Annotated in this window: 14 protein-coding genes; 9 read left to right on the top strand and 5 right to left on the bottom strand. The window is 39.8% G+C overall.

What is annotated here, in order from left to right:
* Window positions 1–78: 78 nt before the first annotated feature.
* From AAEY99_RS18570 to AAEY99_RS18555, 4 genes are all read right to left on the bottom strand, one after another.
* A complete protein-coding gene (locus AAEY99_RS18570; RefSeq protein ID WP_101086860.1) occupies window positions 79–963 on the bottom strand; it encodes an MBL fold metallo-hydrolase in 885 nt (294 codons plus the stop codon).
* Between the two features lie 229 nt (window positions 964–1,192).
* Window positions 1,193–4,258 carry an efflux RND transporter permease subunit gene (locus tag AAEY99_RS18565; RefSeq protein WP_351011553.1) on the bottom strand — a complete coding sequence of 1,022 codons (3,066 nt, stop codon included), beginning with the start codon at window positions 4,256–4,258 and terminating at the stop codon, window positions 1,193–1,195.
* The gene (locus AAEY99_RS18560; protein ID WP_351011551.1) at window positions 4,255–7,506 is read right to left on the bottom strand and encodes an efflux RND transporter permease subunit; all 3,252 of its coding nucleotides are present in this window, start codon (window positions 7,504–7,506) and stop codon (window positions 4,255–4,257) included. Before AAEY99_RS18560 ends, AAEY99_RS18565 begins: the two co-directional genes overlap by 4 nt.
* A gap of 12 nt (window positions 7,507–7,518) precedes the next feature.
* Entirely contained in the window at window positions 7,519–8,592 is a 1,074-nt protein-coding gene (locus AAEY99_RS18555) for an efflux RND transporter periplasmic adaptor subunit (protein WP_351011549.1), read from the bottom strand.
* Between the two features lie 320 nt (window positions 8,593–8,912).
* Here AAEY99_RS18555 and rhlP point away from each other — a divergent pair, with 320 nt between their 5' ends.
* Window positions 8,913–9,755, top strand: a complete 843-nt coding sequence (gene rhlP, locus AAEY99_RS18550; protein ID WP_182744349.1) for a rhombotarget lipoprotein — start codon at window positions 8,913–8,915, stop codon at window positions 9,753–9,755.
* Between the two features lie 395 nt (window positions 9,756–10,150).
* On the opposite strand, the gene AAEY99_RS18545 is transcribed toward rhlP, so the two are convergent.
* Complete coding sequence (locus AAEY99_RS18545) at window positions 10,151–10,642, bottom strand: OmpA family protein (protein WP_011637833.1); 492 nt, start codon at window positions 10,640–10,642, stop codon at window positions 10,151–10,153.
* Window positions 10,643–10,961: 319 nt separating this feature from the next.
* Between AAEY99_RS18545 and AAEY99_RS18540 the strand changes: the two genes are divergently transcribed.
* The 8 genes from AAEY99_RS18540 to AAEY99_RS18505 are packed head-to-tail and all read left to right on the top strand — an operon-like array spanning window position 10,962 to window position 22,552.
* Window positions 10,962–12,947, top strand: a complete 1,986-nt coding sequence (locus AAEY99_RS18540; protein ID WP_192115100.1) for a serine/threonine-protein kinase — start codon at window positions 10,962–10,964, stop codon at window positions 12,945–12,947.
* Window positions 12,948–13,000: 53 nt separating this feature from the next.
* Window positions 13,001–14,353, top strand: a complete 1,353-nt coding sequence (tagH, locus tag AAEY99_RS18535; RefSeq protein ID WP_351011547.1) for a type VI secretion system-associated FHA domain protein TagH — start codon at window positions 13,001–13,003, stop codon at window positions 14,351–14,353.
* Between the two features lie 18 nt (window positions 14,354–14,371).
* Window positions 14,372–14,842 carry a type VI secretion system lipoprotein TssJ gene (gene tssJ, locus AAEY99_RS18530; protein WP_101086867.1) on the top strand — a complete coding sequence of 157 codons (471 nt, stop codon included), beginning with the start codon at window positions 14,372–14,374 and terminating at the stop codon, window positions 14,840–14,842.
* A gap of 24 nt (window positions 14,843–14,866) precedes the next feature.
* Window positions 14,867–16,195, top strand: coding sequence for a type VI secretion system baseplate subunit TssK (gene tssK, locus AAEY99_RS18525; protein WP_101086868.1), 1,329 nt, complete (start codon window positions 14,867–14,869; stop codon window positions 16,193–16,195).
* A 24-nt stretch (window positions 16,196–16,219) separates the two neighbouring features.
* Complete coding sequence (tssL, locus tag AAEY99_RS18520) at window positions 16,220–17,509, top strand: type VI secretion system protein TssL, long form (RefSeq protein ID WP_101086869.1); 1,290 nt, start codon at window positions 16,220–16,222, stop codon at window positions 17,507–17,509.
* Window positions 17,510–17,532: 23 nt separating this feature from the next.
* Window positions 17,533–21,081, top strand: coding sequence for a type VI secretion system membrane subunit TssM (tssM, locus tag AAEY99_RS18515; protein WP_351011544.1), 3,549 nt, complete (start codon window positions 17,533–17,535; stop codon window positions 21,079–21,081).
* Window positions 21,063–21,794: a type VI secretion system-associated protein TagF gene (tagF, locus tag AAEY99_RS18510; protein WP_182744354.1), complete on the top strand. Its 732-nt coding sequence runs from the start codon at window positions 21,063–21,065 to the stop codon at window positions 21,792–21,794. Before tssM ends, tagF begins: the two co-directional genes overlap by 19 nt.
* The gene (locus tag AAEY99_RS18505; protein ID WP_350978111.1) at window positions 21,785–22,552 is read left to right on the top strand and encodes a PP2C family protein-serine/threonine phosphatase; all 768 of its coding nucleotides are present in this window, start codon (window positions 21,785–21,787) and stop codon (window positions 22,550–22,552) included. The genes tagF and AAEY99_RS18505 overlap by 10 nt, the downstream gene beginning before the upstream one ends.
* The last annotated feature ends 282 nt before the right edge of the window (window positions 22,553–22,834 follow it).

The following is a 22,834-nucleotide window of genomic DNA, read 5'->3' as shown; positions in this document are numbered from 1 at the left end:
TGATTAAATCCTTCTTGGTCGAAAGATCTGATCGTAAAGAGGGCGTTTAGTTCAATTCTTATCCCGAGTTCAGGTTAGTTAAGATTTTGCGGCTAGGTCTTGATATAAAGTTTCAATCCATTTATCTGCCGAGATAAATTCCCAAGCCCAATTAGCATATTTTGCTGGAACGCCCTGTTTTTTGATGGTGGCTAAATCATGGCCCATTTCAATTTCACCACGCATCCAATTAATACTGTCATCAAGCATATGCTTGAATTTTAGCAGTGCATTTTTATCGGCTAACTCGCCATGACCGGGTATTACCTTAGTTTTATTGTCTAAACGATCGAGGATCAAGCTGACGTTTTCACGATAGCCTGTTACAGAGCCTCCCGCCGCTAAATCAATGTACGGAAAGCGGTCTTTAAAGTATAAATCGCCCATGTGAATAATATTGGCTTTTTGCCACATGACGACACTGTCACCATCGGTATGGCCTGGACCTAGGTGGATAACCTCTAAAGTATCTTGATTAAAATGAATTGAGATATTGTCTTCATAAGTGATAACGGGCAATGCTGACGCAGGAGTACTGCTATCCGCTTTGAGACGTTCGAGAACATTATGATGAGCTAAGATAGAGCCTGTTTCACCAAAGTGGGCGTTTCCACCCGTATGGTCACCATGGTAATGAGTATTAACGATGTATTTAGGCAAGCCAGGTTGAATATCATTAAGTGCGGCGGTAATTTTATCGGCTAAAGGTGCAAATTGATCATCAACAATTAATATGCCGTCATCTCCAGCTGAAACCGCAATATTGCCTCCGGCCCCGATAAACATGTAAGTATTATTGTCTAGTTTGTTTGATTTAATGACCACATCACTGAACTTATCATCAGCAATGGCTGACGTTTGAGCTAATGCAAGCATCGCTACTGCACTGAGTCCGATGATGTGACGTTGAAATGTTAGTTTCATGACGATCCCTCATTGCTGTCATAGCAATTATTTTATTGTTATTAATACTGCCTAGCGTAACAAGTTGATCACTTATCGTGCAACAACATCCAGTGAATTAGCATCTGATTAAATAAAATCACGCTTCTCCAATGTAGCTTATTAAGCATTGACCATAGCAAACATTGACCATAGCAAACATTGACTACTGTAAACAATAATGATGTACCAGCAGAACTGAAGTGTAGGATTATTTGGTCCAAGGCAGCAGTTTTTGAGCAAATGTATTGGCTAACCCTAGTCTAATTGCGGCTTTATGTCGTACTAGATATAGCGCTTGATAGCATAATGGTACCAAATACAAACTGGTGACGGTTGAAAAGGTTAACCCACCAATAATGGCAATGGCCATTGGCGAATACGGCGGTCCACCACCGCCTATCTGAGTATCTCCCATTGCTAATGGCACTAATCCCAGCACTGTGGTTGCAACCGTCATTAATACCGGACGTAAACGAGTAATACACACGTTAATGATGGTCTCACTTAGCTTATCCAAATCGGGTGTCATCTGATTAATTTGGTCTACCAGTACAATACCGTTATTAACCACAATGCCCATCAAAATAAGTATGCCAATCATCGACATTACCGACATTGGTGTACCTGTGAGCCACAATGCCCAGAACACGCCAGTAATTGAGAACATAATCGAAGTGATAATAGCTGTCGGTAGCAGCAGTGATTCAAATAACGCCGCCATGACGATATAAATCATTGCGATAGCCAAGATCATATTTACCGCCATGATGGACTGGTCTTCATCTTGGCGTTCAAAACCACCGCGTAACGAGTAGCCGTACCCGTAGGGGAAGTTCACTGAGTCCATCACCTGAGTAATTTTGGTTTGCGCTTCTTCGGTTGTGAGATCTTCAAGATTTGCACCAATGGATAAAGCCGTTTGGCGATTAAAATGACGAATAGTATCAAATCGAGGAACTACGGTTGCTTCAGCTAAACTGTCCAGGGTATAAACTCGGTCACCTTGGCGAATGATCGGCAGTTGCTTAAGTTTTTCTAAAGAGTTCTGCCAGCTTTTGTCATAGGCCAGTTCGATACGTAGTTCGCCGCTAGGATCATGGCGAAACGAACGTAACTGCGACCCTCTTAAGGCAATGGCAATGTTCGATGCTATATCGCTTAAGGTTAAATCCAGACGGGCAGCCATTTCTCGGTTGATCACCACCACCACTTCTTGTTGGGCGCCATTCACTTCCGAGCGCACATCGACTAAGCCCTCTATATTGTCGAGCAATGGCATCACTTGTTCACTGATGCGGATTAGTTCGGTTGTTGAGCGCCCTGTTAAGGTTACACGAATGCCGTTATTTTCATTGCCCCAACCAAATTGTGGCGTAGCAATCGAAAATTTAGGAAATCCTTCGCGGATCATTTTCTTTAACTCACCAATGTCTATTGGGATGTCTTTTTGTAATAAAATGGTTGATTGTGCATCTTGCGGGGCGTAGTAACTGTAAACCGCATCAATATAAAACGTGTCTTTATTGCTGTATAAATACGTTTCCATGCTATTAATCATGGCTTCGGTCACCGCTAGATTATGGCGACCTTCTAGTTGGTAATTAATGTATAAACGGTCATTACCTTCACCATCTCCCTGATCTTGTTGCACCATGCTTAATGGCAATGCTGTTGATACCAACAATGCCACTGCGATGACACCAGAACGTTTTGGTCGGGTTAATATCCACGTGAGGCTGCGTTGATAAAAACGCCCTAAGCGATTGTTGTCATTAGCGGCCTGCACTTCAAAGTGAAAGTGGTTGAGCATCAGTGGGATTAATGTTTTCGCTACCAATAATGAAGCCGCTAGCGAGATACAAATGGCCACAGCAACATGTTCTAAAAAGATGGTCAGTTGCACTTTTACGCCAAAAATATTCGGTAAAAATACAATGGCGGTGGTTAATGTACCTGCTAAAACCGCCAAAGAGACTTTTTCAACGCCAGTTAACACGGCTTGTTGGTTGGCTTTTATCTGACAAGTGTCGTCAATGTGCCCAGCTTGTTTCTCTTGTAGCACGCTTTCGGTGACCACCACCGCATTATCAATCAACATGCCGACGGCTAATAACAATCCCATCATCGATAAAATATTTAAGCTGTAGCCTAAAAAATACATACCAGCCAATGTCATACATAATGAAATCGGTACCGATGAGATAACCACTAAGGTCATTTTAAGGTTACGCAAAAACAGAAACAGCACCCCAAATGACAGTACCGCACCCATTAAGCCCGATAGTAATAAGTCTTTGAGTGAGGACTTAACCCCATAGGCTTGGTCTTCCATGATAAACAGTTTGATGCCATTAAATTGCTGATCTTGCTTAACCTGTTCGATAACGCTTAGCACACGATCAGACACCTCTACTAAATTGGCACCAGATTCCTTAAATACATCAATACCCACCGCATATTTTTGATCTAAATGTCGGCCTTCAATTTTCTCGGGCAGGGCATAGCTCACCATCGCAATATCTTGCAAGCGGATACCCGGCACAATCACCAGATTATTGATATCATCAAGGCTGGTAAATTCACCTTTTGGTGAGACTTGATACACCCGTGAATTTTCTCTTAGGGTACCCGCACTGATGACAAAGTTTTCTGCCAGTAAACGCGATCGTAAATCGAGGCTATTAAGGCTTGATGCGACCAATTTATCGGCATCAAGTCGGATTTCAATCTGTTTTTGTTCAACACCATAAAGGGTGACTTTTGATACGCCATCAACGCGTTCAAGTGGCTTACGAAGCTGTTTGTCTAACAAATCAAATGCATTAGAGAGTTCGCGCTCGCTTGATATGCGAATGGTTAACACCGGCATATCGGCGGTTGAGAACTGTTGGATCATGACGCGCTCAACATCTTTTGGTAATAAATGCCTTACCGAGTCAATTTTCTCGCGCGCTTCTAGGCTTTTGGTGGCAACATCTTCACCCCATTTCATGTTGAGCTGAATAAACGCCCCGTCTTGGGTTGAATCTGATCGCACCTCTTCTATGCCGCTCATGGTAGCAAGTGACTCTTCCAGCACTTTAGTGATGTCGCGTTCAACTTCTGCAGGGCTGGAGCCTTTGTACGGAACTTGCACCACAATTTGTGGAATATCAATTCCTGGAAACATTTCTAATGGCAGCATTCTACTGGCCGCCATGCCAAACAACATAATGGCCAAGAAAAACATGCAGGTGGTGACGGGGCGCTTTATCGCCAGTTGAGTGATGTTCATGTTGGCGTCTCCGCGGTATTAAACTCAACGCCGCTTTGGGTATATTGTTTACGGTCAAATAGCGCATATAAAGCGGGAATAACTAACAATGTAAGTAAGGTTGACATGCTTAATCCGAAAATGACTGTAATAGCCATTGGCGCACGAACTTCACTGCCATCGCCAATGCCTATTGCCATTGGTAATAAACCTAAGGTAGTGGTTAGTGTTGTCATCATGATAGGACGTAAACGAGATTGCGCGGCATCATTAATCGCGGTCAGTTTATCAATACCTTCTTGGCGCAATTGATTAATACGGTCAACCAATACAATCGCATTGTTGACCACAATACCTGCTAGCATAATTAAGCCAATAAATACCACTACGCTCAAATGGGTCCCGGTAATGAATAAACCCACAATACTGCCGGCAACGGCCATTGGAACAGCGATTAAGATTAGCAGTGGATGCAACAATGATTCAAATTGGCTGGCCATCACTAAATACACTAGGAAGATAGCCAAAACGAGGGCTATTTTCAAAGAGTCAAATGAGTGCTCCATTTCTTCATTTTGGCCGCCAAATCTGGCCTGAATCGAACTTGGTAGTTGCTGTTTAGCCAATATCTGCTGGGCTTCAATTACCGCTTCGCTTAAGTCACCGTAAGCCAAATTAGACGACACAATAGCGACTCGTTGTTGACTGATACGGTTAATTGCTGAAGGGCCAATTTGCAAATCGATTGTGGCAATAGCACTTAATGGAATTGGTTGGGCACTATTGGGATTAATAATTAACGATTCAATGTCGCTGATTTGATCGCGTTCGCTTAATTCACTGCGCACCAAAATATCCACTTTACGATCGCGTACCGTAAACTGGCTAGCAATAGTGCCACCGACACGTTGGGCTATGCGGTTAGCGACTGTCGGAGCATCCATTCCCAGCGCGGCTAAACGGGCATGGTCAAAGCGAATACTGATCTCTGGTTGGCCATCGCGTAAGGTAGTATTAATGTCACTAAAGCGGTCAGAATCAGACAAGGCATTAACCAGTTGGTCTGCACTTTGTTTGAGTTGAGCTAAATCATAACCCGATAGCTCAATTTCAAGCGGGGTTTTAAAGCTGAATAATTCAGGGTGTTCAATTTGAGCCTCTAGTTCAGGAATGTTTTTTGCTGTGTTACGCAATACCTGGCTAACCGCATTAAAGGCTAAAGGGTCTGCGAGTACCACTTGTAATCGGCCCCAGTTTTCACCACCTCTTGCAGTATCCGATGTCATTAACCCACCGCTACCGGCTTGACTATAGGCGTGTTTCACATCTTTACGGTCTTTAATCGACAGGGCTAGTTGTTGTAATACAGCATCAGTTTCACTGACTTCGGTGCCTGGTGGTAATAATACTTCGACATAAAATTCTCCTTGATTCATCGGCGGGATTAGCTCAACACCTAACTTAGGCAGCAAACTGCTTGACGCTAGGGTCACCAATAGTGCTAACACAATGGTTAACACTTGGTGGCGAAGAGCGTGATGTAATACACGGAAATAGATTGATTCGACTATGCGGTATAAGTAGTTAAAACCAGCGCAGATGGGTTTGAGCAACAGTCCAAATACACTACTTACAAAACGGCTAATGACAATAATTGCGGTTAACAATCCTGAAGGCAAATAGCTAAACAAGAGTTTAAATGGAAAGCTCAGCACAGCCAGTAAGTAATAGGCCACTTTTCCTTTTCGGCTAGTGGGTTTAGGCTTTTTAGCCACTTCAACTGGTTGCGGCAAGCTAGTAAAACCTTGACGTGATGCCAACATGGGAATGGCTGTTAAGGCAACAAATAATGAGGCGAGTAGGGCGAACGTGACTGTGAGCGCTTGGTCGGCAAATAAGGCTCCTGCAATGCCGTCTACAAACACTAAAGGGACAAATACCGCCAGAGTGGTGAGTGTTGAAGCAAAAATGGCGCCTGAGACTTCTTTACATCCTGTGACGGCAGCTTCAACTTTACTCATGCCTTGAGATTTATAACGGTCTATGTTTTCTAATACCACAATGGCATTGTCGACCAATAAACCAATCGCTAACGCAATACCACCTAACGACATAATGTTTAAGCTGATATTGGCAAAATACATCATGTTAAAGGTGGCAATAACCGAAAAGGGGATCGAGATAGAAATAATTAATGTGGCAATAATGTCCCGTAAAAACAGGTAAATTACCAGCATCGCCAGTAAGCTGCCAAATAACGCTGCCGATGTCACTTCATTGACTGCGCTTTCAATAAACTCAGATTGGTCGTAAATTACTTTTAACTTATTGTGTTCATTAGCTAGATTGATTTTTTCAAGTTCAGATCGTAGCTTTTGTGCAACAGCAACGGTATTGGCGTCACCTTCTTTGTATATGGCTAGTTCAATCGATTCTACTTCGCCGATGCGAGTAATATCACTGCGTTCTTTGTAGGCATCACTAATCACCGCAATATCAGATAATCTGACTAACGTTTGGCCATCACGGTAGATAATCACTTGACCTAGTTCATCTAAAGAATTGAATTGATTTAAGGTTCTGACCAAGTATTCTTTATCACCCTGAATCACTTTACCTGCTGAAAGGTTGATATTTTCTTCGTTTATTCGACGTTTAACCTGGTCGGCATTAAGGTTCAATTGGCTTAGTTTTTGTTGATTTAATTCAATATGAACTTCTTGCTCTAACCCGCCTGATAGCCTTACGGCGGCAACACCGGATAAGGCTTCTAAACGTCGTTTTAACTCCTCATCTGCAAAGGTTCGCATTTGCTTTAATTGTTCCGCATCGGCATTGGGTACAGAAAAAGCTAAGCGCATGATGGGATCAAGATTGGGGTTAAAACGCAGTAATAATGGTTTATTAATGTCTAAGGGCAGCTCGATAGTGTCGATTTTTTCACGCACTTCAAGGCTAGCCATGTCCATATTTGTGCCCCATTCAAACTCGAGCACAACATCAGACATGCCAGAACGTGAAATTGAACTTATTTTCCGCAGTCCTTTTACCACCCCAACAGCTTCTTCAATTGGTTTTGATACCAGCTGCTCAATTTCAACCGGAGCGGCACCGTCATAGGCTGTGCGTATGGTCACGCTGGGATAGCTTAAATCGGGTAACAGTTTTACCGCGAGGCGAGAAAACCCTACCATGCCAAAAAGCATCACAGCTAACATGAACATCCATACAGTGACGGGGCGTTTAACCGAAGTGTTAATTATTGACATTATTCCGCTCCGTTATCGAATAGCTGCGAAGCTAAGTGGGGTAATAATTTCCACTAATGATTGATCTTTGAGGTTTTGTTGGCCCCTGATGACAATTTGTTCGCCATCTTCAACACCCGATAAAATTTCAACCGTGTTATTTTCACGATATCCCAAGGTGACTTCACGTCGTTGTGCCTTGGTGTCTTTTATCACATACAAAGCTTGAGTGTTGTCTTGGTTGATTAATGCGTTATAAGGCACGGTAAGTACATCAAGGTGGGTGTCGTATTTAAGTTCAACCCGAGTAAACATACCCGCTTTTAATGTTGCATCTTGATTTGGCACGGCTAACGTCACTTTAAACGTACCGCTTTGAGCATCCACTATCGGACTAATGCGCAGCACTTTTGCATCGATAATATTGGCCGCTGTACCTTGGTGTTGTTGAATAATACTGGCTTGTTGACCAACCCGTAAACTAGCAAGTTGTTGTTCTGGTAAGTGTAATATGCCGTGAAGTTGGTCTTGATTAACAACATAAAATAACTCTTGGAACTCTTTTGCCATATTGCCTGTTTTAACATAGCGTGAAGCAACGACACCATTAATGGGTGAGGTGATTTGGCTTTCTTTAACTTGTAGCTCTGCTAAATCGCGCTGTGCTTTAGCAGCTTGTAGGTTGAACTCGAGCTTGGCCATTTGATCCTGGCTAATAAACTCTTTGTTGTTCATTTTATTTAAACGATTTAACTCTTGCTGAATAATCTGCACTTCGGCTTCTGAACGATTGAAATCATAACGTTGACGCTTGGCATCAATTACCGCAAGTATTTGCCCTTTGGTAACCCGATCGCCTTCTTCAACGTTAATCTTTTCGATTATCCCAGCAATGCGGCTCATCACATGAGACTCTTCCGGTGCTTCGAGTGTGGCGGTGGTGCTGTAAAAAGACGATACATTGCCTGTGGTGACCAGTGCTGTTTCAACCGGAATAGCAAATTTTTCATCTTTTTTTGCTTGCTCTTCTTCGCCGTTGCAACCACTCAATACTGCAATACAAAGTAAAGGAATTGCCATTTTCTTCATGCTGATGAACCTATCCATGGGGTACCTGCTAGTGTTATATTTTTTGAATTAAATGACGCTAATGTACTTATTGTTATTCTTAAGCGAGTTAACGTCACGTTATCATTTGTAACTAATGTTAATTAAATACATCAAAGCACTAACTGTGCCACTTTTTATAGTGTATAAATAACAAAGGTTTATAGTGTTTTTAGTTAAGGGTTAGCGAAATTGACAATGTTAAGGTAGTGAAAACAATTAACATTTGGTGTGATTGGTTATTTATGTATTTTCGTGTTGTAGAAATAAACAGATTCATTGATATCAATAAATGGAAAATAATTTAAAAGGAAGCGTAAATGAAAACAACAACATGGTTGGGCATGATGGCATCAGTTTTTTTATTGTCCTCATGCAGTATGTTGGTGAGCCAGCAGTCGGGGAAACAGTCTGTTTCGAGCAGTCTGATGGACTTTTTGTATCCTAATAAAGAAGCCCGTGCAGTACATAGCGCCGAAGTTCCATTGCTCACATTACCGGTAAAAGTCGGTATTGCCTTTGTACCGTCAACAGGCTTTCAAAAAGAGGCTGTGCATAGTAAAGATCAATACGAATTACTTGAAAAAGTGAAAGCGGCTTTTGTTCAATATGATTATATTGACCGCATTGAAGTCATTCCGAGCACTTATCTTGCTGGCGGTGATGGTTTTAACACATTAGAACAAGTTGGGCGTTTATATGATGTCGACGTAATGGCTTTGGTGTCTTACGATCAAGTGACTCAGTCTGTAGAGAATAATGCCGCGTTATTGTATTGGACCATCGTGGGGATGTATGTGATTCCAGGCAATGAAAATACCGTACAAACCTTTGTTGATACCGCAGTGTTTGACATTAAAAGTAGGAAAATGCTCTTTAGAGCACCAGGGATCAGTAAGCTCGAAAAACGAACCACAGCCATAGGTATCGATGAAACCTTAGCAGAAAAATCGATGCAAGGTTTTGACCTGGCGGTTACTGATATGACTAAAAACTTAGATGATGAGTTAGCTCGATTTAAGGTGAGAGTTAAAGAGGAAAAAATTGCCAAGGTGGAACATAGCAATAATTACAGCGGCGGGACTATTGATATTCAGTTTGGTTTACTATTATTGATAATGTTATTCATTCGATTAAGACTCAGTAAGGATGTTGAACGCTAACCTCACTGTGGGCTATGTTCAATTGACTATGCTCAAGTATCTATTTTCAATGAGCAGTGATTAATCGATGAGTCACGTTGTTCGGTTAATCATTTTTATACTATCATTTTTTAGAAGTCGTTTTATCTGTGATGCGCGTTAACGCAGCACAATTATCTTCAGTATGGGCTCTGTCGTGTGACTAAAATTTCCAAATAAATTTAGAGAATCCATGTTTAGTCCAGATATTGACAATAATATAAGTAAGCAGGTTTTTTAGATGGAATAAGGAGCGATATAACTGAGGGTTTGTTGATAAATTATTGAATCTCAGCTTTGTAATAAGCTGAGATTCAATAATAAGTATAATAAATACACTTGAATTACAGTATTTTATTAATACTTTAATTCATTTTTTATGAAGATTTATTCGTAATGGAAAAGTTAACCCGACGAGTCTTAGAACGCTCAGAACTGGTTAATTTTACACCGTTATCTTCAATAACTTTAGTAGTCGAAATTAATTGATCGTTAGATGTGCCCAAAGAGATTAAAAACTCCACTAAACCATCAGCACGACGCTGTGCCAACGCTTTATTGTATTTAACTGTGCCTTTGTCATCTGTAAAGCCCTGAACATTTAGTTCTTTATCAGAATTATTGGCGAGGTAAGTCGCAACGCAAGACATGTGAGTATCAAGCTTACTGTATGACTTATCACTATTAACTTCGAAATACACAGGTGTGAACCCAATAATCATTTCATTATCTGTTTGTAATGTATATTCAATACACTCTGGAGAAATAGAAAATGTTTTGATTGGTTCAGATACAACGACAGGTGCTGATTGACAACCCGCAAGTGTTAATAACGCAATAACAGGTAATGAAAGATTGACGCGTTTCATATTTGTTTAATCCTTTAAAAATGTGGTCCATTAAAAAGAAATCGTAAATTACCGATAATGTTTTATTGGGTCAATAGAAAAACTGTTTTTTAGTTAATTAGATGTTTATTTTTATATTAAAAACATACTTTTTAATGTTTTTAGATTTTAATACATACTAATGGGTGGTTTATTTTAATGAATTTATTTAAAAGTTATTAAGCAAGTTTTTAAATGTTGTTTTTTGCATTTTCTTGCTGCAACATATTGGGGTAATTTTGATTCACTAGGAAGATAGTTTACATACTTTAGGATAATATTAAGGGATTAACCTGTACTTATGGATAAGAGTAAAGCACCAAATCACTTTGCTGAAGATAAAACAGTTGTGGCAGGATTTGAACATTCTGGAAATAATAATAAAGTTAACTTGATTGGGAAGTGTTTCAAAAATCGCTATTTAATTGAGTCGAAAATTGGTCATGGTGGTATGAGTGATATATACCGCGCCAAAGATCTCTATTTGGAGTCATTAAACGTAACAGAACCTTTTGTTGCGATTAAAGTATTATTATCTCAGATATCGGATATACCCGAAGCTCAGCAAGTCCTTATCAAAGAGTCAGTACAAACTCAAAAACTATCTCATCCAAATATCATCAGAGTTTATGATGTAGATACCGATGATGGCTTTCACTTTATGGTAATGGAGTGGTTAGATGGCGAATCATTAGACCAAGTGATCAAACGTTCAAAACCATTAGGCATCAACTTCAAAGGATCAATGAAAATCATTGATCAGATTGCTTCTGCATTATCGTATGCTCATCAACAAGGTATTGTCCATACAGACTTAAAGCCATCAAATATCTTCCTCACTCGCCAAGGGAACATTAAAGTTTTTGATTTTGGTGTTGCGAAAAACTTACAGCAAAGAGAGGACCGATACGCATTTGCCGAAGTCGACCAAGACTCTCCTTTAACAGGTTATACCCCAGCTTATGCTAGTTTTGAGCAGTTATCTGGAGAAGATGCCTGCGCGGCAGACGATATTTTTGCTTTTTCGTGTATTAGCTATGAGCTACTAACAAGTAAACATCCTTATAACCGTGTAGCTGCAAATGAAGTTGATATCACCAACAATAAGTTGATTAAACCAAAAAATATTAGTTCACGATTATGGCCTATGTTGAAAAAAGGTCTCGCGCTTAAAAAAGTACAACGTGCGCCTTCCATCGAGCTAATTATCAATAAGTTCCACAGTAAAAGTTGGCCACTACTCACCGCTATTGCTGCGGGTGCTGTACTTGTTATCGGTGGATTTCAAATTCAACAATATTACCAGATTCAATTAGACGACTTACAAAATAAAGTCGCGCTGACAAATAAGGCCAAAAGCGAAGTTCAAGCATTTGAATTTATTCCTGCTTCAGCATTATTAGCCCAAATAGAAGATATTCCAGAAGATAAAAAGCTGATTAAGAATGGTTTGTTAAAGACACATCAATCTGAAGTGTTGGATATTGTGGAGCAACGTATAGCTTCCTTACCGAAAAGCGATAATGGTCTGTATCAAAATTATGAAAAAATAGCACAAATTATTAATGACATAGAACGTTTTTATCCTGATTCAGTTCGTTTGCTACAAATAAAAAACCAAGCAGAGAGAAGTAAACAATCAGTTGTAGATGCACTGTCTGAACGATTGAGCCTGTTATTATCTCAAGCCCGTTACAATGAACAGGGAAGTAATAATATTCAAGCCATTGTTGAAGGGTTAACATTTGTCGAGCCTGGATATGTTTATACCGCGTCTAATGAAGAATATGCCCTCTATGCAAGCTCATTTGATAACGCCTTAAAGAAACATGATATTAATCAAATAAGTGCACTCATTACAACTGGCGAAAATATATTTTCAAACTACCCGCAGGCTAAGTCATTAATTACATATGGCGCCGAATTGAAAGTGGCTGTTAAAGGCTTAAATGACTATCACGATTTAACGGCAAAAGGTAAAACGGTCGTTTATCCATACGAAGCTGCTGAAGTTTATTATCGAGATACATTTAATCAATTAACCGTGAGGTTAGATGCAATAGATAACCCAAAAGATCTACACGAGTTTGATAAAGAAGTTAGGGGGCTCGCCACGAATTTACCCGATGATTTTGAGCCCCTGCTAACGCTTGATAAACGTTTAGCCGCCTCTTTTTTACGCCAAGCAAATGTGTATCTTGATAAGCAATATCTGAAAACAGCCAGAGAGTTATTTGCCAGAGGGAATGAAATGTATGAACGTCTAAATGGTGTTCAACGCTTATAACGCAATGGGTATGATGGCTAGTCAACAAGTTGATGAAGGAAGATGTAATAGAAATGGAATTATTGCTAGAGATTGTGAGTTATCACAGGTTATCCCCTGAGCAGGTCATAACAAAAGATGTCACAGAAACCTTAACGTTAGGGCGCTCTGATGTATGTGATTGGCATATGCCTGATCCAGAAAAAGTGGTTTCTGGTACTCATGCTCGGATCACCAAGCGCAATGATGATTTTTTCATTGAGGATTTATCAACCAACGGATTATATGTCAATCGCGCAGTCGAAGCGTTAGGCACCAATCGTGAGCATAAAATTGAACACGATGATCTGTTTACTTTTGGTGATTATGAGATCAGTGCGAAGTTACAAATGTTACATGTGGCCTCTAATAGTCAACCTCAACAAGAGATACATGACGCCCCACATGTTGCTACTTTGCAGCAAAATAAACTCATTCCAGCTTCTTCCTCATCAATGCTTGATACTGGGTTTGAATCTGATTTAGCAGGATTTGATTCTGCTATGTTACTGAACCAATCTCGACAACAATCAGCAGGTCTCTCGCAGATGAATGCTGATTTACAAGACCATTTTCAACCACCAGTAGCCATTCCAGAAGAATGGGATAAAGATATTTTTGGACAACATTTTCAAGCTCACGCAAAAACTGATATCCGATCTGTTGTTCCACAAGAGCCCGAGCTTCTGGTTGCTAAAGCTCCAGTTAACCCTATAAAAGTGCCTGAAACGGTAAAAGCGGAGGTGAAAAAAGTGGCCCCCGAGGCACCCAATACCAAAGTACCCGTTAGTACAAAGGTAAGCCCTTCATCTGCATTAAGCAAAGCGTTTTTTCAGGGTATGGGAGTCAATGAACAAGATTATGTCAATGTGCTAACTGAAGAGTTGATGTTTGAACTGGGCCAAAGTATGCAGTTTATGTTGACTGGCCTGATGGAATCACTACGTCAACGTTCAAAGCTGAAAACTGAGTTTAGAATCAATCAAACAACATTCCAGCAGCGTGAAAATAATCCATTGAAATTTTCGGCCAATATTGATGATGTATTTCAAAATTTATTTTTAAGGAAAAGTGCGAGTTTCTTGTCATCTCAACAAGCGATTACCGAAGCTTTTAATGACGGTCGAAAGCATGATACCGCGTTAACTGCAGGAACATTAGGCGCTATCCGTGGATTGCTAAATCAATTAGATCCTGAATTTATTGAAGCCAAAAGTCAAAACCAGTCGCTTACAGACATGTTAGTGCCGGGACAGAAACAAATGCGCCAATGGAAGGTATATAAAAGCTTACATTCCAATTTAAAAACAGAATTTATGCAAGACAGTGCTGCCGCATTATCAGATGATTTTGTTAAAGCATACGACAATAAAATTAAAACATTATAAATTATTAAGGGCTAATAAATGAAATTGAAGTTAGGTCTATATCAAATTGTATTAGTAAGCTTTTTATTACTTAATTCTGGCTGTAAAACGATTAATGCTGTCGTCCCGCCATCGACAGATCTTACCTTTAATGCCAGTGCAGACATCAATCCTGACATTAACGATCGGCCATCACCAGTGGTGGTGAAAATATTTGAATTATCATCAAGAACTATCTTTGATACTCAAGATTTTTTTACCCTTGATGAGTCAGCTGAAAGTGTACTTGGTCCAGATCTTATTCGTAAAGATGAGTTGGAATTACAGCCATCAGAAACGCGTGAATATGCCATGACACTGGGACAAAACACCCGATTTGTTGGTGTTATTGTCGCATACAGAGATATTGATTCATCTCGTTGGCGTTCAGTCGTCGCTGTCGATCCTACTGGTTATGATGATGTCGTTATCAACATCGAAAAAATAGCTGTGTATAACTCTGAAAAATAATTGTTGTGAATAAATAGGGAAATTATGAGCGATTTTAGCCCAATAGCATGGACAGAGGGCATGTTTCTTCGTCCGCAACATATGCAGCAGCAAGAACGTTTTTTGCAACATCAACAAGCGCGAACTGCCAAGAATAACAATCCCCTTGCTTGGGGGGTTGTGAGCTATGAAGTCAATTATGGCCTACTTCCACTGGGGCAATTTGGATTAGACCGCATCGATTGTGTTTTTCCTGATAACACCTTGGCTTGTCTTCCTGAGCAGAGTCCGTTACCAACGGCTATTACTGTCCCAGCAGGTACATTGGATCAGCTTGTTTATCTTGTTCTTCCCGTTGCGAAAAGCAATGGGATGAATATTTCATCTTCTGAACAAAATCAAATTACTCGCTACAGCTATGAAGATCACAACATTGTTGACACAAGTGTTGGCTCTGATGCTATGGAAGTGCTGCAAGTTGCCAAATTAGATTGTCGGTTAAAGTTACAAACTGAAGATCGCTCAGGCTATGTCTCAATTGCGATCGCTCGGGTTATTGATGTGTCTGAAGAGGGCGTGATTCGATTAGATAAAAAGTTTATTCCGGCATGTATTGGCATTGAACACATTAAAACCTTAATGAATATGACAACTGAAGTCACTGGCATGATTAATCAGCGTGCAGAAGCCATTGCGGGTCGCTTAAGTCAATCCCAAGGGACTTCCAGTTCGATAGCAGACTTTTTAATGTTACAACTTTTGAATAAGTATCAACCTATTTTTGAACATTATGGGGTTGTTAGTCATATTCATCCAGAATTGCTATTTCGCACACTCATTAGTTTTTCTGGTGAGCTTTCAACGTTCAGTAGTCCCAACAAGCGACCGCCAAAATTTCCTGTCTATCAACATGATAATTTAACCTATGTGTTTAGTAACACTATGGTAATTGTTAATCATGGCTTAAGTAGTGTATTGGAACAAAGTGCCACAGAGCTGATCCTAGAGAAGACTAAATTTGGTGTGTATTTCTCGACGATTGCAGACAAAAGTATGCTTGATAATGCTGAATTCATTCTCGCTGTTAAAGCAAATGTTCCGCATGATGAGCTTCGTCAACGCCTACCTTCACAAATTAAAATAGGGTCAGTTGAAACCATTCGTGAACTGGTTAATAACCAATTACCCGGTATTGGAATATCCAACCTCCCAGTCGCGCCAAGACAGGTGCCATACCATGCGGGTTATCACTATTTTCAATTAGATAAAAATAATAGCCATTGGATAAAGCTTAAATCAAGTGGCGGTGTTGCAATGCATATTTCTGGAGCATATCCAGAGTTACAAATTGAACTTTGGGCCGTGAGTATTTAACGCCAAAACATTAAGGATAATTTTGTGAACGATAAAACCATCGTTAAACCTCGCCCAGGGAAAGGGTCGGGTATGGCTGGCAATAAAACAAAGGTCGATGATGATAGTCAGAAAACCTTGATTCAAGATCATCGTGCCGATAATCGCGACAACCGATCGCAACTAAGCTTATCGCAAAACCCAATCGTTGATTTTGCGGGTACGCTTTTATCTATTTGTACTCAGTTACGAAATAGTACCGAGCATGATGATGTCAATACTCTACGGGTGCATTGTGTCGAACTCATCAAGAATTATGAGCAACAATTACGTAATGCAAATTTAGCGTCAGATGACATTAAGTCTGCTCGATATTGCTTGTGTTGCTTTATAGATGAGGTGGTCCTCAATACGCCTTGGGGAGAGCAAAGCTATTGGGCGTCTGACAGTTTACTTTCTACTTTTCACAATGAAACCTTGGGTGGCGAATATTTCTATACCTTGCTTGACGCCTCACTTCGTCATCCTTCTGAAAAGTGTAATTTACTTGAGTTGATGTATTTATGTTTAACTCTTGGTTTTGTTGGAAAAATGAGAGTTGAGCCTCAAGGCGATCAAAAACTAGAAGCATTACGTGAAAAAACGTATTTAGCCATTCAATCTTGCAAAGGCGATTTTCATCGAGAATTATCACCAGGATGGCGACAGAATATTGTCCCTAATCTAACCTTCCAGCAGCCATTTCCTTTATGGGTTATCGGGGCATTATTTGGGGTGGTTATTTTATTTATCTATATGGGTTTTAGTTATAGCATCAACAATTACTCATCAGAGGCTTATAAAGAATTGACCTCGATTGTGCCTTGGGAGAAAACCATTGATGCGCAACAACAAATTAGTCGTGATGAAGCATTATTACTGCAACAACTATTGCAAACCGAAATTGGCAAAAATTTACTTGAAGTAGAACAATTAAGTGATCGTGTGAGGATCCGCATTGGGGCGACTGAACTGTTTGCTTCTGGTAACACTCAACCTCGTTCAGATTTTGAAGCTATTTTAGCTAAAATTGCTCTGACGCTAGAGAGCACAAATGGCAAAATATTGATCACCGGTCATACCGATGATGAGCCAATCTTTACGTCTAAATACCCATCAAATTGGCATCTTTCATTAGCAAGAGCAACGTCGATTGCGAACGTTCTCGCTAATAACGCATCGCTAAGTGGCCGCTTGTGGCCCGAAGGTCGTGGTGAGTCTGAGCCCCGTGTGGTGAACGACAGTGAACAGAACCGCGCGTTAAATCGTCGAATCGAAATCGACTTATTGTTTTAGTGTGACACAAAGGAATCGCATCAATGTCTTTAAAATCAATTGGCAAAGGAATTGTCGACACACTTAAGTCTAAATGGACAATTACCATAATAGGTTTTTTATGTTTGGCTTTACTTATTTGGTTTGGTGGCCCTTTAGTGGCTATAGCGGGGTATGAACCGTTAGCATCAGCAGCCACACGGATTATCTTACTACTGGTTATTGTTATTATTTTTGGTGCCATTCACTTTTCTCGACAACTCAAGAATAAAAAACAAAGCGAGAAAATGGTTGATAGCTTAATTAACGGTGAAGAGGGTAGCTCTGTGGCCAGTGATGACTTAGCAAAAAGTGAAATCACTGTTTTACAAAATAAAATGACCCAAGCGTTAGATATTCTTAAAAATACCAAGTTAACTAAAAATAAAAGTATTTACGAATTACCTTGGTACATCATGATTGGTCCACCTGGAAGTGGAAAAACCACAGCGATTCAACATTCTGGTCTTGAATACCCATTAAAAGAAAAAATGGGCGTAGATATGATTGAAGGCGTTGGAGGAACAAGACATTGTGATTGGTGGTTTACCAATAAGGCAGTATTAATTGATACGGCGGGTCGTTATACCACTCAAGATAGTCATGTAAAACAAGACTCTCGGGCATGGCAAGGTTTTCTGGGTTTATTGAAAAAATACCGCCCAGTTCGTCCTATTAATGGGGTGATAATCAGCATGGGCATGTCTGATTTGTTAAACCAAACCAAGACAGAGAGAAATTTACATGCACGCGCAATTAAGCAGCGTTTACAAGAACTGCAAAATCAACTGGGTATGACTTTTCCGGTATATGTTTTATTTTCGAAATCAGATTTAGTTGCCGGGTTTAATGAATTTTTTGATGATTTAACCAAAGAAGATTGTGAACAAATTTGGGGTATTACCTTCCCGCTCAATGCAGATACAGAAGACACTGATATTGTCAGTTCATTTAATAAAGAATTTCATGATTTATTATTAAATTTAAATGCAAGATTAAATAGCCGCCTAAAAAACGAACGCGACCTAGAGCGTCGTGCGGCCATTTATGAGTTTCCAAAGCAACTCCGATTATTACAGAGCTCAGCCGATGATTTTCTGAAAGAGATCTTCGCGCCTAATGCATACGAAGAAGCACCGCTATTGCGTGGTGTTTATTTAACCAGCGCAACTCAAGAAGGTACGCCAATTGATCATCTTTCTAGTCACTTATCCAGTGGCATTAAGAGTAAAACTAAAACCTTCGCCGCCAATAAGCAACGCAGCTACTTTATTAAACGCCTATTAGAAGATGTTATTTTTCCAGAGAAAAATTTAGCATCGACCAATCGCAAGCATACAAACCATAATAAACTTTTACGAAAAATATCAGTAGGCATTGCTGCAGGTGTCACTTTGTTTGCGAGTTATGTTTGGTGGCAAAGTTATGATTGGAATAGACAATTGATTGATGATACCTATCAAGGTGTCACAGCATATAAAACGGTTACCAGTGGTGGGTTAAATGCTAAGTCTGATGTCATTACATTAACCAAAGGCTTAACATTAATTCGTGATCTCCCTGTTGGTTTTGGTACTGACAAGCCTGAGGATGCATATACCTTTGGTTTGTATCAAGGAGATAAGCTTAAACAACCTGCTACAGCGGCTTATCACCGTGCTTTAGAAACACATTTAATGCCTTACCTACAAGGTGTGCTAAGTGCAGAAATGGACGCTAATGGTGGGCACCTTAACTACCTCTACGAGACATTGAAAACCTACTTAATGTTGTATTTTCCCGAGAATTTTGACAAAAGTGATGTGCAAGTCTGGTTCTCGGCTTATATCGATAGAAATCTGGTTGGTGATGTCAATAGTGAGGTTAGAAAGGAGTTAAATAAGCATATAGATACATTACTGTCTTTAGGGATTAGAGGTCATCAATATGACAGTATGACAGTGGATAGTGCCCGGATTAATTTGACCATGTTACCTCTGGTTGAGCGCGCATATCAGCGTTTAAAAAGTGATTTTTCAAACAGCAGTATCCCAGATTTTAAACTGGTTGATATTCTGGGTGTAGACAGTTTAGATGGCCTGGTGTTCATCAGTGGTCGCCAATTTAATCAAGGTATTCCTGGTCTTTATACTTTTAATGGTTTTCATGGCATTTTTAGTATAGAAAAGAATAAGATAATAAAAAACCTAACCGCAGACAGTTGGGTTTATGGTGATGAGTTAGTTGATTTAGACGAACAAGCGAAAGCGCAGATTACCCAAGAGTTAGAAAACAGATACATTCGTGATTATATTTTCTATTGGGAAGATTTCTTAAGCGACCTTGCTATCAAACCATATTCAACACGTGAGGAAGCTGAGAGTGTTACTGCAGCGCTTGCGAGCCCAGATCAACCGATCAAAACCATTATTACAGCAGTGCAGAAAAATGTGAATTTAACTAAGCTTCCTGCCGATTCAAATAATTTAAAGGCCGCGGCGGAAGTGGCCGGTAATATTTCTGATGTTGCATTTCGGTCTAAAAAAGCACGATTAAATAGGCTGTTACCCGATACAGCAATAGAGTTAGATATTGATTTGCCGGGCAAAGATGTGGAATTTGCTTTTGCAGAATTGCTCAAAATAAATCCTGCTGACATTGATAAAATTCAAACGACGTTGCGGGCTCTTAATCGAAACTACAATAAATTATCAATGCAGTCAGAAGGACAAGGTAACGTTGTTAATCAAGCCACAGAAGAAAGCTTTGCTCAACTAGGTTCTAGTTTATCTGAGCAATTGATGGATCTACCTTATCCAGTAAAAAATTGGTTAAGTGAAGTGGCTTATCGTACTCGCTCGTTTGCTAAATCCAATCAAAGTCAGCGTTTCAATGGTATTTGGCGTTCGCAAGTGTTGGCTGAATTCAATCGAGCGATCGCAGGGCGTTACCCATTTGACCGAAAATCGTCAGAAGATGTCAGACTAAAAGACTTCAGTAAGTTTTTTGGTTATGGCGGCACCTTAGATAAATTTTGGGATCAATACCTCGCTTCACATGTCGATACCAGTAAAAAACCTTGGCGTTTTAAGCGTAATATCGGCATCCGTAATGACATTTTAGAAATGTATCAACGCGCAGAAATTATTAAAGAAGCATTTTTCGAACCGGGATCTAAGCAGCCTATTGTTAACTTTTCATTAGAACCGGAATTATTAGATAGAAGTGTGAGTATGTTTTTATTCGAAATAGACAGCCAACAGCTGAAGTATCGACACGGTCCTACTCGCAAAGAGTTATTTACCTGGCCTGGCCCTGGGGCAAATAACGAAACACGAATTGCATTTTCACCTCCTAACGGCGGGCGCTCTATCAATAAGAAATATGAAGGTGAATGGTCATTCTTCAAATTATTAGATGAATTAAGTAAAAAGCGTCCACAAACTAAAAAAGATGGCAAGTTACTCATCAATCTCAAAGGCTACAATGCTGTACTGAAATTGACCGCAAACAGTGTTAACAATCCATTTTGGATGGCAAATATGGAGAAGTTTAGATGTCCTGCGAATCTTTAACATCAGTAGGTTACTGTGGCAAAGTCCCCTCAAAAGGGGATTTTATTCAGCAGAACTTAAATGTTGATTTTCTTAAAAATTGGAATGACTGGTTACAAGCTGTTATTGCGGTGAGTAAAGAACAAACCGAACACAATTGGTTGGATTATTATCTGACGAGTCCCATATGGCATTTTTCGTTATCTGCCGGTGTGTGTTGCGACCAAGCTGTTGTCGGGACCGTCATACCAAGTGTTGACCATGTTGGTCGCCATTATCCATTCACATTAGCCGGATTACATAATCAATCGGCTTTAAGAGGTTGGAAAGACAATCAGTGGGTTGAGGTTTTTGAACAGAATATATTACAAGTGCTTGAAGATGATACTGTTCTTAGTAAATGGTTCGATGCCATTACAAAAGAGACTTTAACGGTTGCCGCCAATAACGACAAGCTACTCGAGAGCGAATCGTTGGATCGCAACAAGAAAGCGTGGGTATTTCAAGGCGACAATTCTCCTGATGTACTTTTATTACTGGACCAGCAATACAGAAAACGCTTTGATCGTTACAGCATTTGGTGGACAGAGGGCTCTGACGATGTTGAACCATGCACGATTATTACTGAAGGTTTACCACAGATCAGTCAATTTATTTCTATGTTAAATGGCCAATGGCAACAGCGTGGTTGGAATACTGCAGAGCTCATTAAGGAACAAACATCATGCACTTAAGTCATGCATTAACTCATCGAGGCACCGTAAGAGCAATCAACGAGGATGCATATCTTGAATTACCACATTTAGGTATTTGGGTGGTTGCAGATGGTATGGGTGGACATGCAGCAGGAGATGTCGCAAGTCAATTAGTGATTGATGGCATCCAGCAGGCCGTTGAACATTTACAACCAGAGACTATTACATTAGATGTTTTAAAACAGTCGCTTATTGCGAGCAATCGTTTTTTGCAACAAATGAGTGAGCATGAATTTGATGGGAAGGTGGCTGGCAGTACTGTCGTTGTTTTGTGGTTATACCAAGATAACTATCACTTGTTATGGGTAGGCGATAGTCGAATTTACTTGTTACGAGATCAACAAATGAAGCAAGTCACTAAAGACCACAGTCAAGTTAATGACATGATTGATGAAGGGTTACTTCTACCTGAAGAGGCTGAATCTCATCCATTAGCGAATGTAATCACTCGGGCTGTCGGTGTTGACTCACAATTAGACATAGATTATCGCACCGATAATATGAAAGAGGGTGATGTCTTTTTACTTTGTAGCGATGGTTTAAATAAAGAATTAAATGATGTTGAAATTGAACGAACAATAAAGTCTGGCAACATCATTGATTCCGGTATGGCACTACTCCATGCCTCTTTAGTCAGGAATGCACGAGATAATGTCACCTGCATTCTTGTTAAAAATACACCTAAAAAAATAAATATCATTGATGATAGTGATAAAACAATTCCAATATTTGGTTAATGTTTTGATGAATTAAACTCATATAAGTGTTTTTGTTTGATGAGTTTAATTGTCGATAGCCATTAATTATAAATGTTGTATTTAGATGTGCTGTAACATTCTTTAAAATGTAATTATATTGGGTGTAATCACATGGGGTGTGTTTGTTTTATTGTGATTATCCATTGTAATTAGTTATTGGCATTATATTGTATTTTGCTTCTATTAAAGGGCAATAAGTATTGTTTTTGAAGTTCTATACTTTTATTATTATAAATTAATCGTTTTTATTCAGGGATTGAA

It is taken from the genome of Shewanella sp. S1-58-MNA-CIBAN-0166 (assembly GCF_040310085.1).
Lineage (GTDB): Bacteria > Pseudomonadota > Gammaproteobacteria > Enterobacterales > Shewanellaceae > Shewanella.
The sequence above is the reverse complement of the archived record's forward strand: the minus strand, read 5'-3'. Positions and strand labels throughout refer to the sequence as shown.

Bases quoted from the DNA above. Each gene is read 5' to 3' on its own strand.
- tssJ (WP_101086867.1), top strand. From the start codon at position 14,372: ATGAAATTGAAGTTAGGTCTATATCAAATTGTATTAGTAAGCTTTTTA.
- tssK (WP_101086868.1), top strand. From the start codon at position 14,867: ATGAGCGATTTTAGCCCAATAGCATGGACAGAGGGCATGTTTCTTCGT.
- rhlP (WP_182744349.1), top strand. From the start codon at position 8,913: ATGAAAACAACAACATGGTTGGGCATGATGGCATCAGTTTTTTTATTG.
- AAEY99_RS18570 (WP_101086860.1), bottom strand. From the start codon at position 963: ATGAAACTAACATTTCAACGTCACATCATCGGACTCAGTGCAGTAGCG.
- AAEY99_RS18560 (WP_351011551.1), bottom strand. From the start codon at position 7,506: ATGTCAATAATTAACACTTCGGTTAAACGCCCCGTCACTGTATGGATG.
- AAEY99_RS18565 (WP_351011553.1), bottom strand. From the start codon at position 4,258: ATGAACATCACTCAACTGGCGATAAAGCGCCCCGTCACCACCTGCATG.
- tagF (WP_182744354.1), top strand. From the start codon at position 21,063: ATGTCCTGCGAATCTTTAACATCAGTAGGTTACTGTGGCAAAGTCCCC.
- tssM (WP_351011544.1), top strand. From the start codon at position 17,533: ATGTCTTTAAAATCAATTGGCAAAGGAATTGTCGACACACTTAAGTCT.
- AAEY99_RS18505 (WP_350978111.1), top strand. From the start codon at position 21,785: ATGCACTTAAGTCATGCATTAACTCATCGAGGCACCGTAAGAGCAATC.
- AAEY99_RS18555 (WP_351011549.1), bottom strand. From the start codon at position 8,592: ATGGATAGGTTCATCAGCATGAAGAAAATGGCAATTCCTTTACTTTGT.
- AAEY99_RS18545 (WP_011637833.1), bottom strand. From the start codon at position 10,642: ATGAAACGCGTCAATCTTTCATTACCTGTTATTGCGTTATTAACACTT.
- tagH (WP_351011547.1), top strand. From the start codon at position 13,001: ATGGAATTATTGCTAGAGATTGTGAGTTATCACAGGTTATCCCCTGAG.
- AAEY99_RS18540 (WP_192115100.1), top strand. From the start codon at position 10,962: ATGGATAAGAGTAAAGCACCAAATCACTTTGCTGAAGATAAAACAGTT.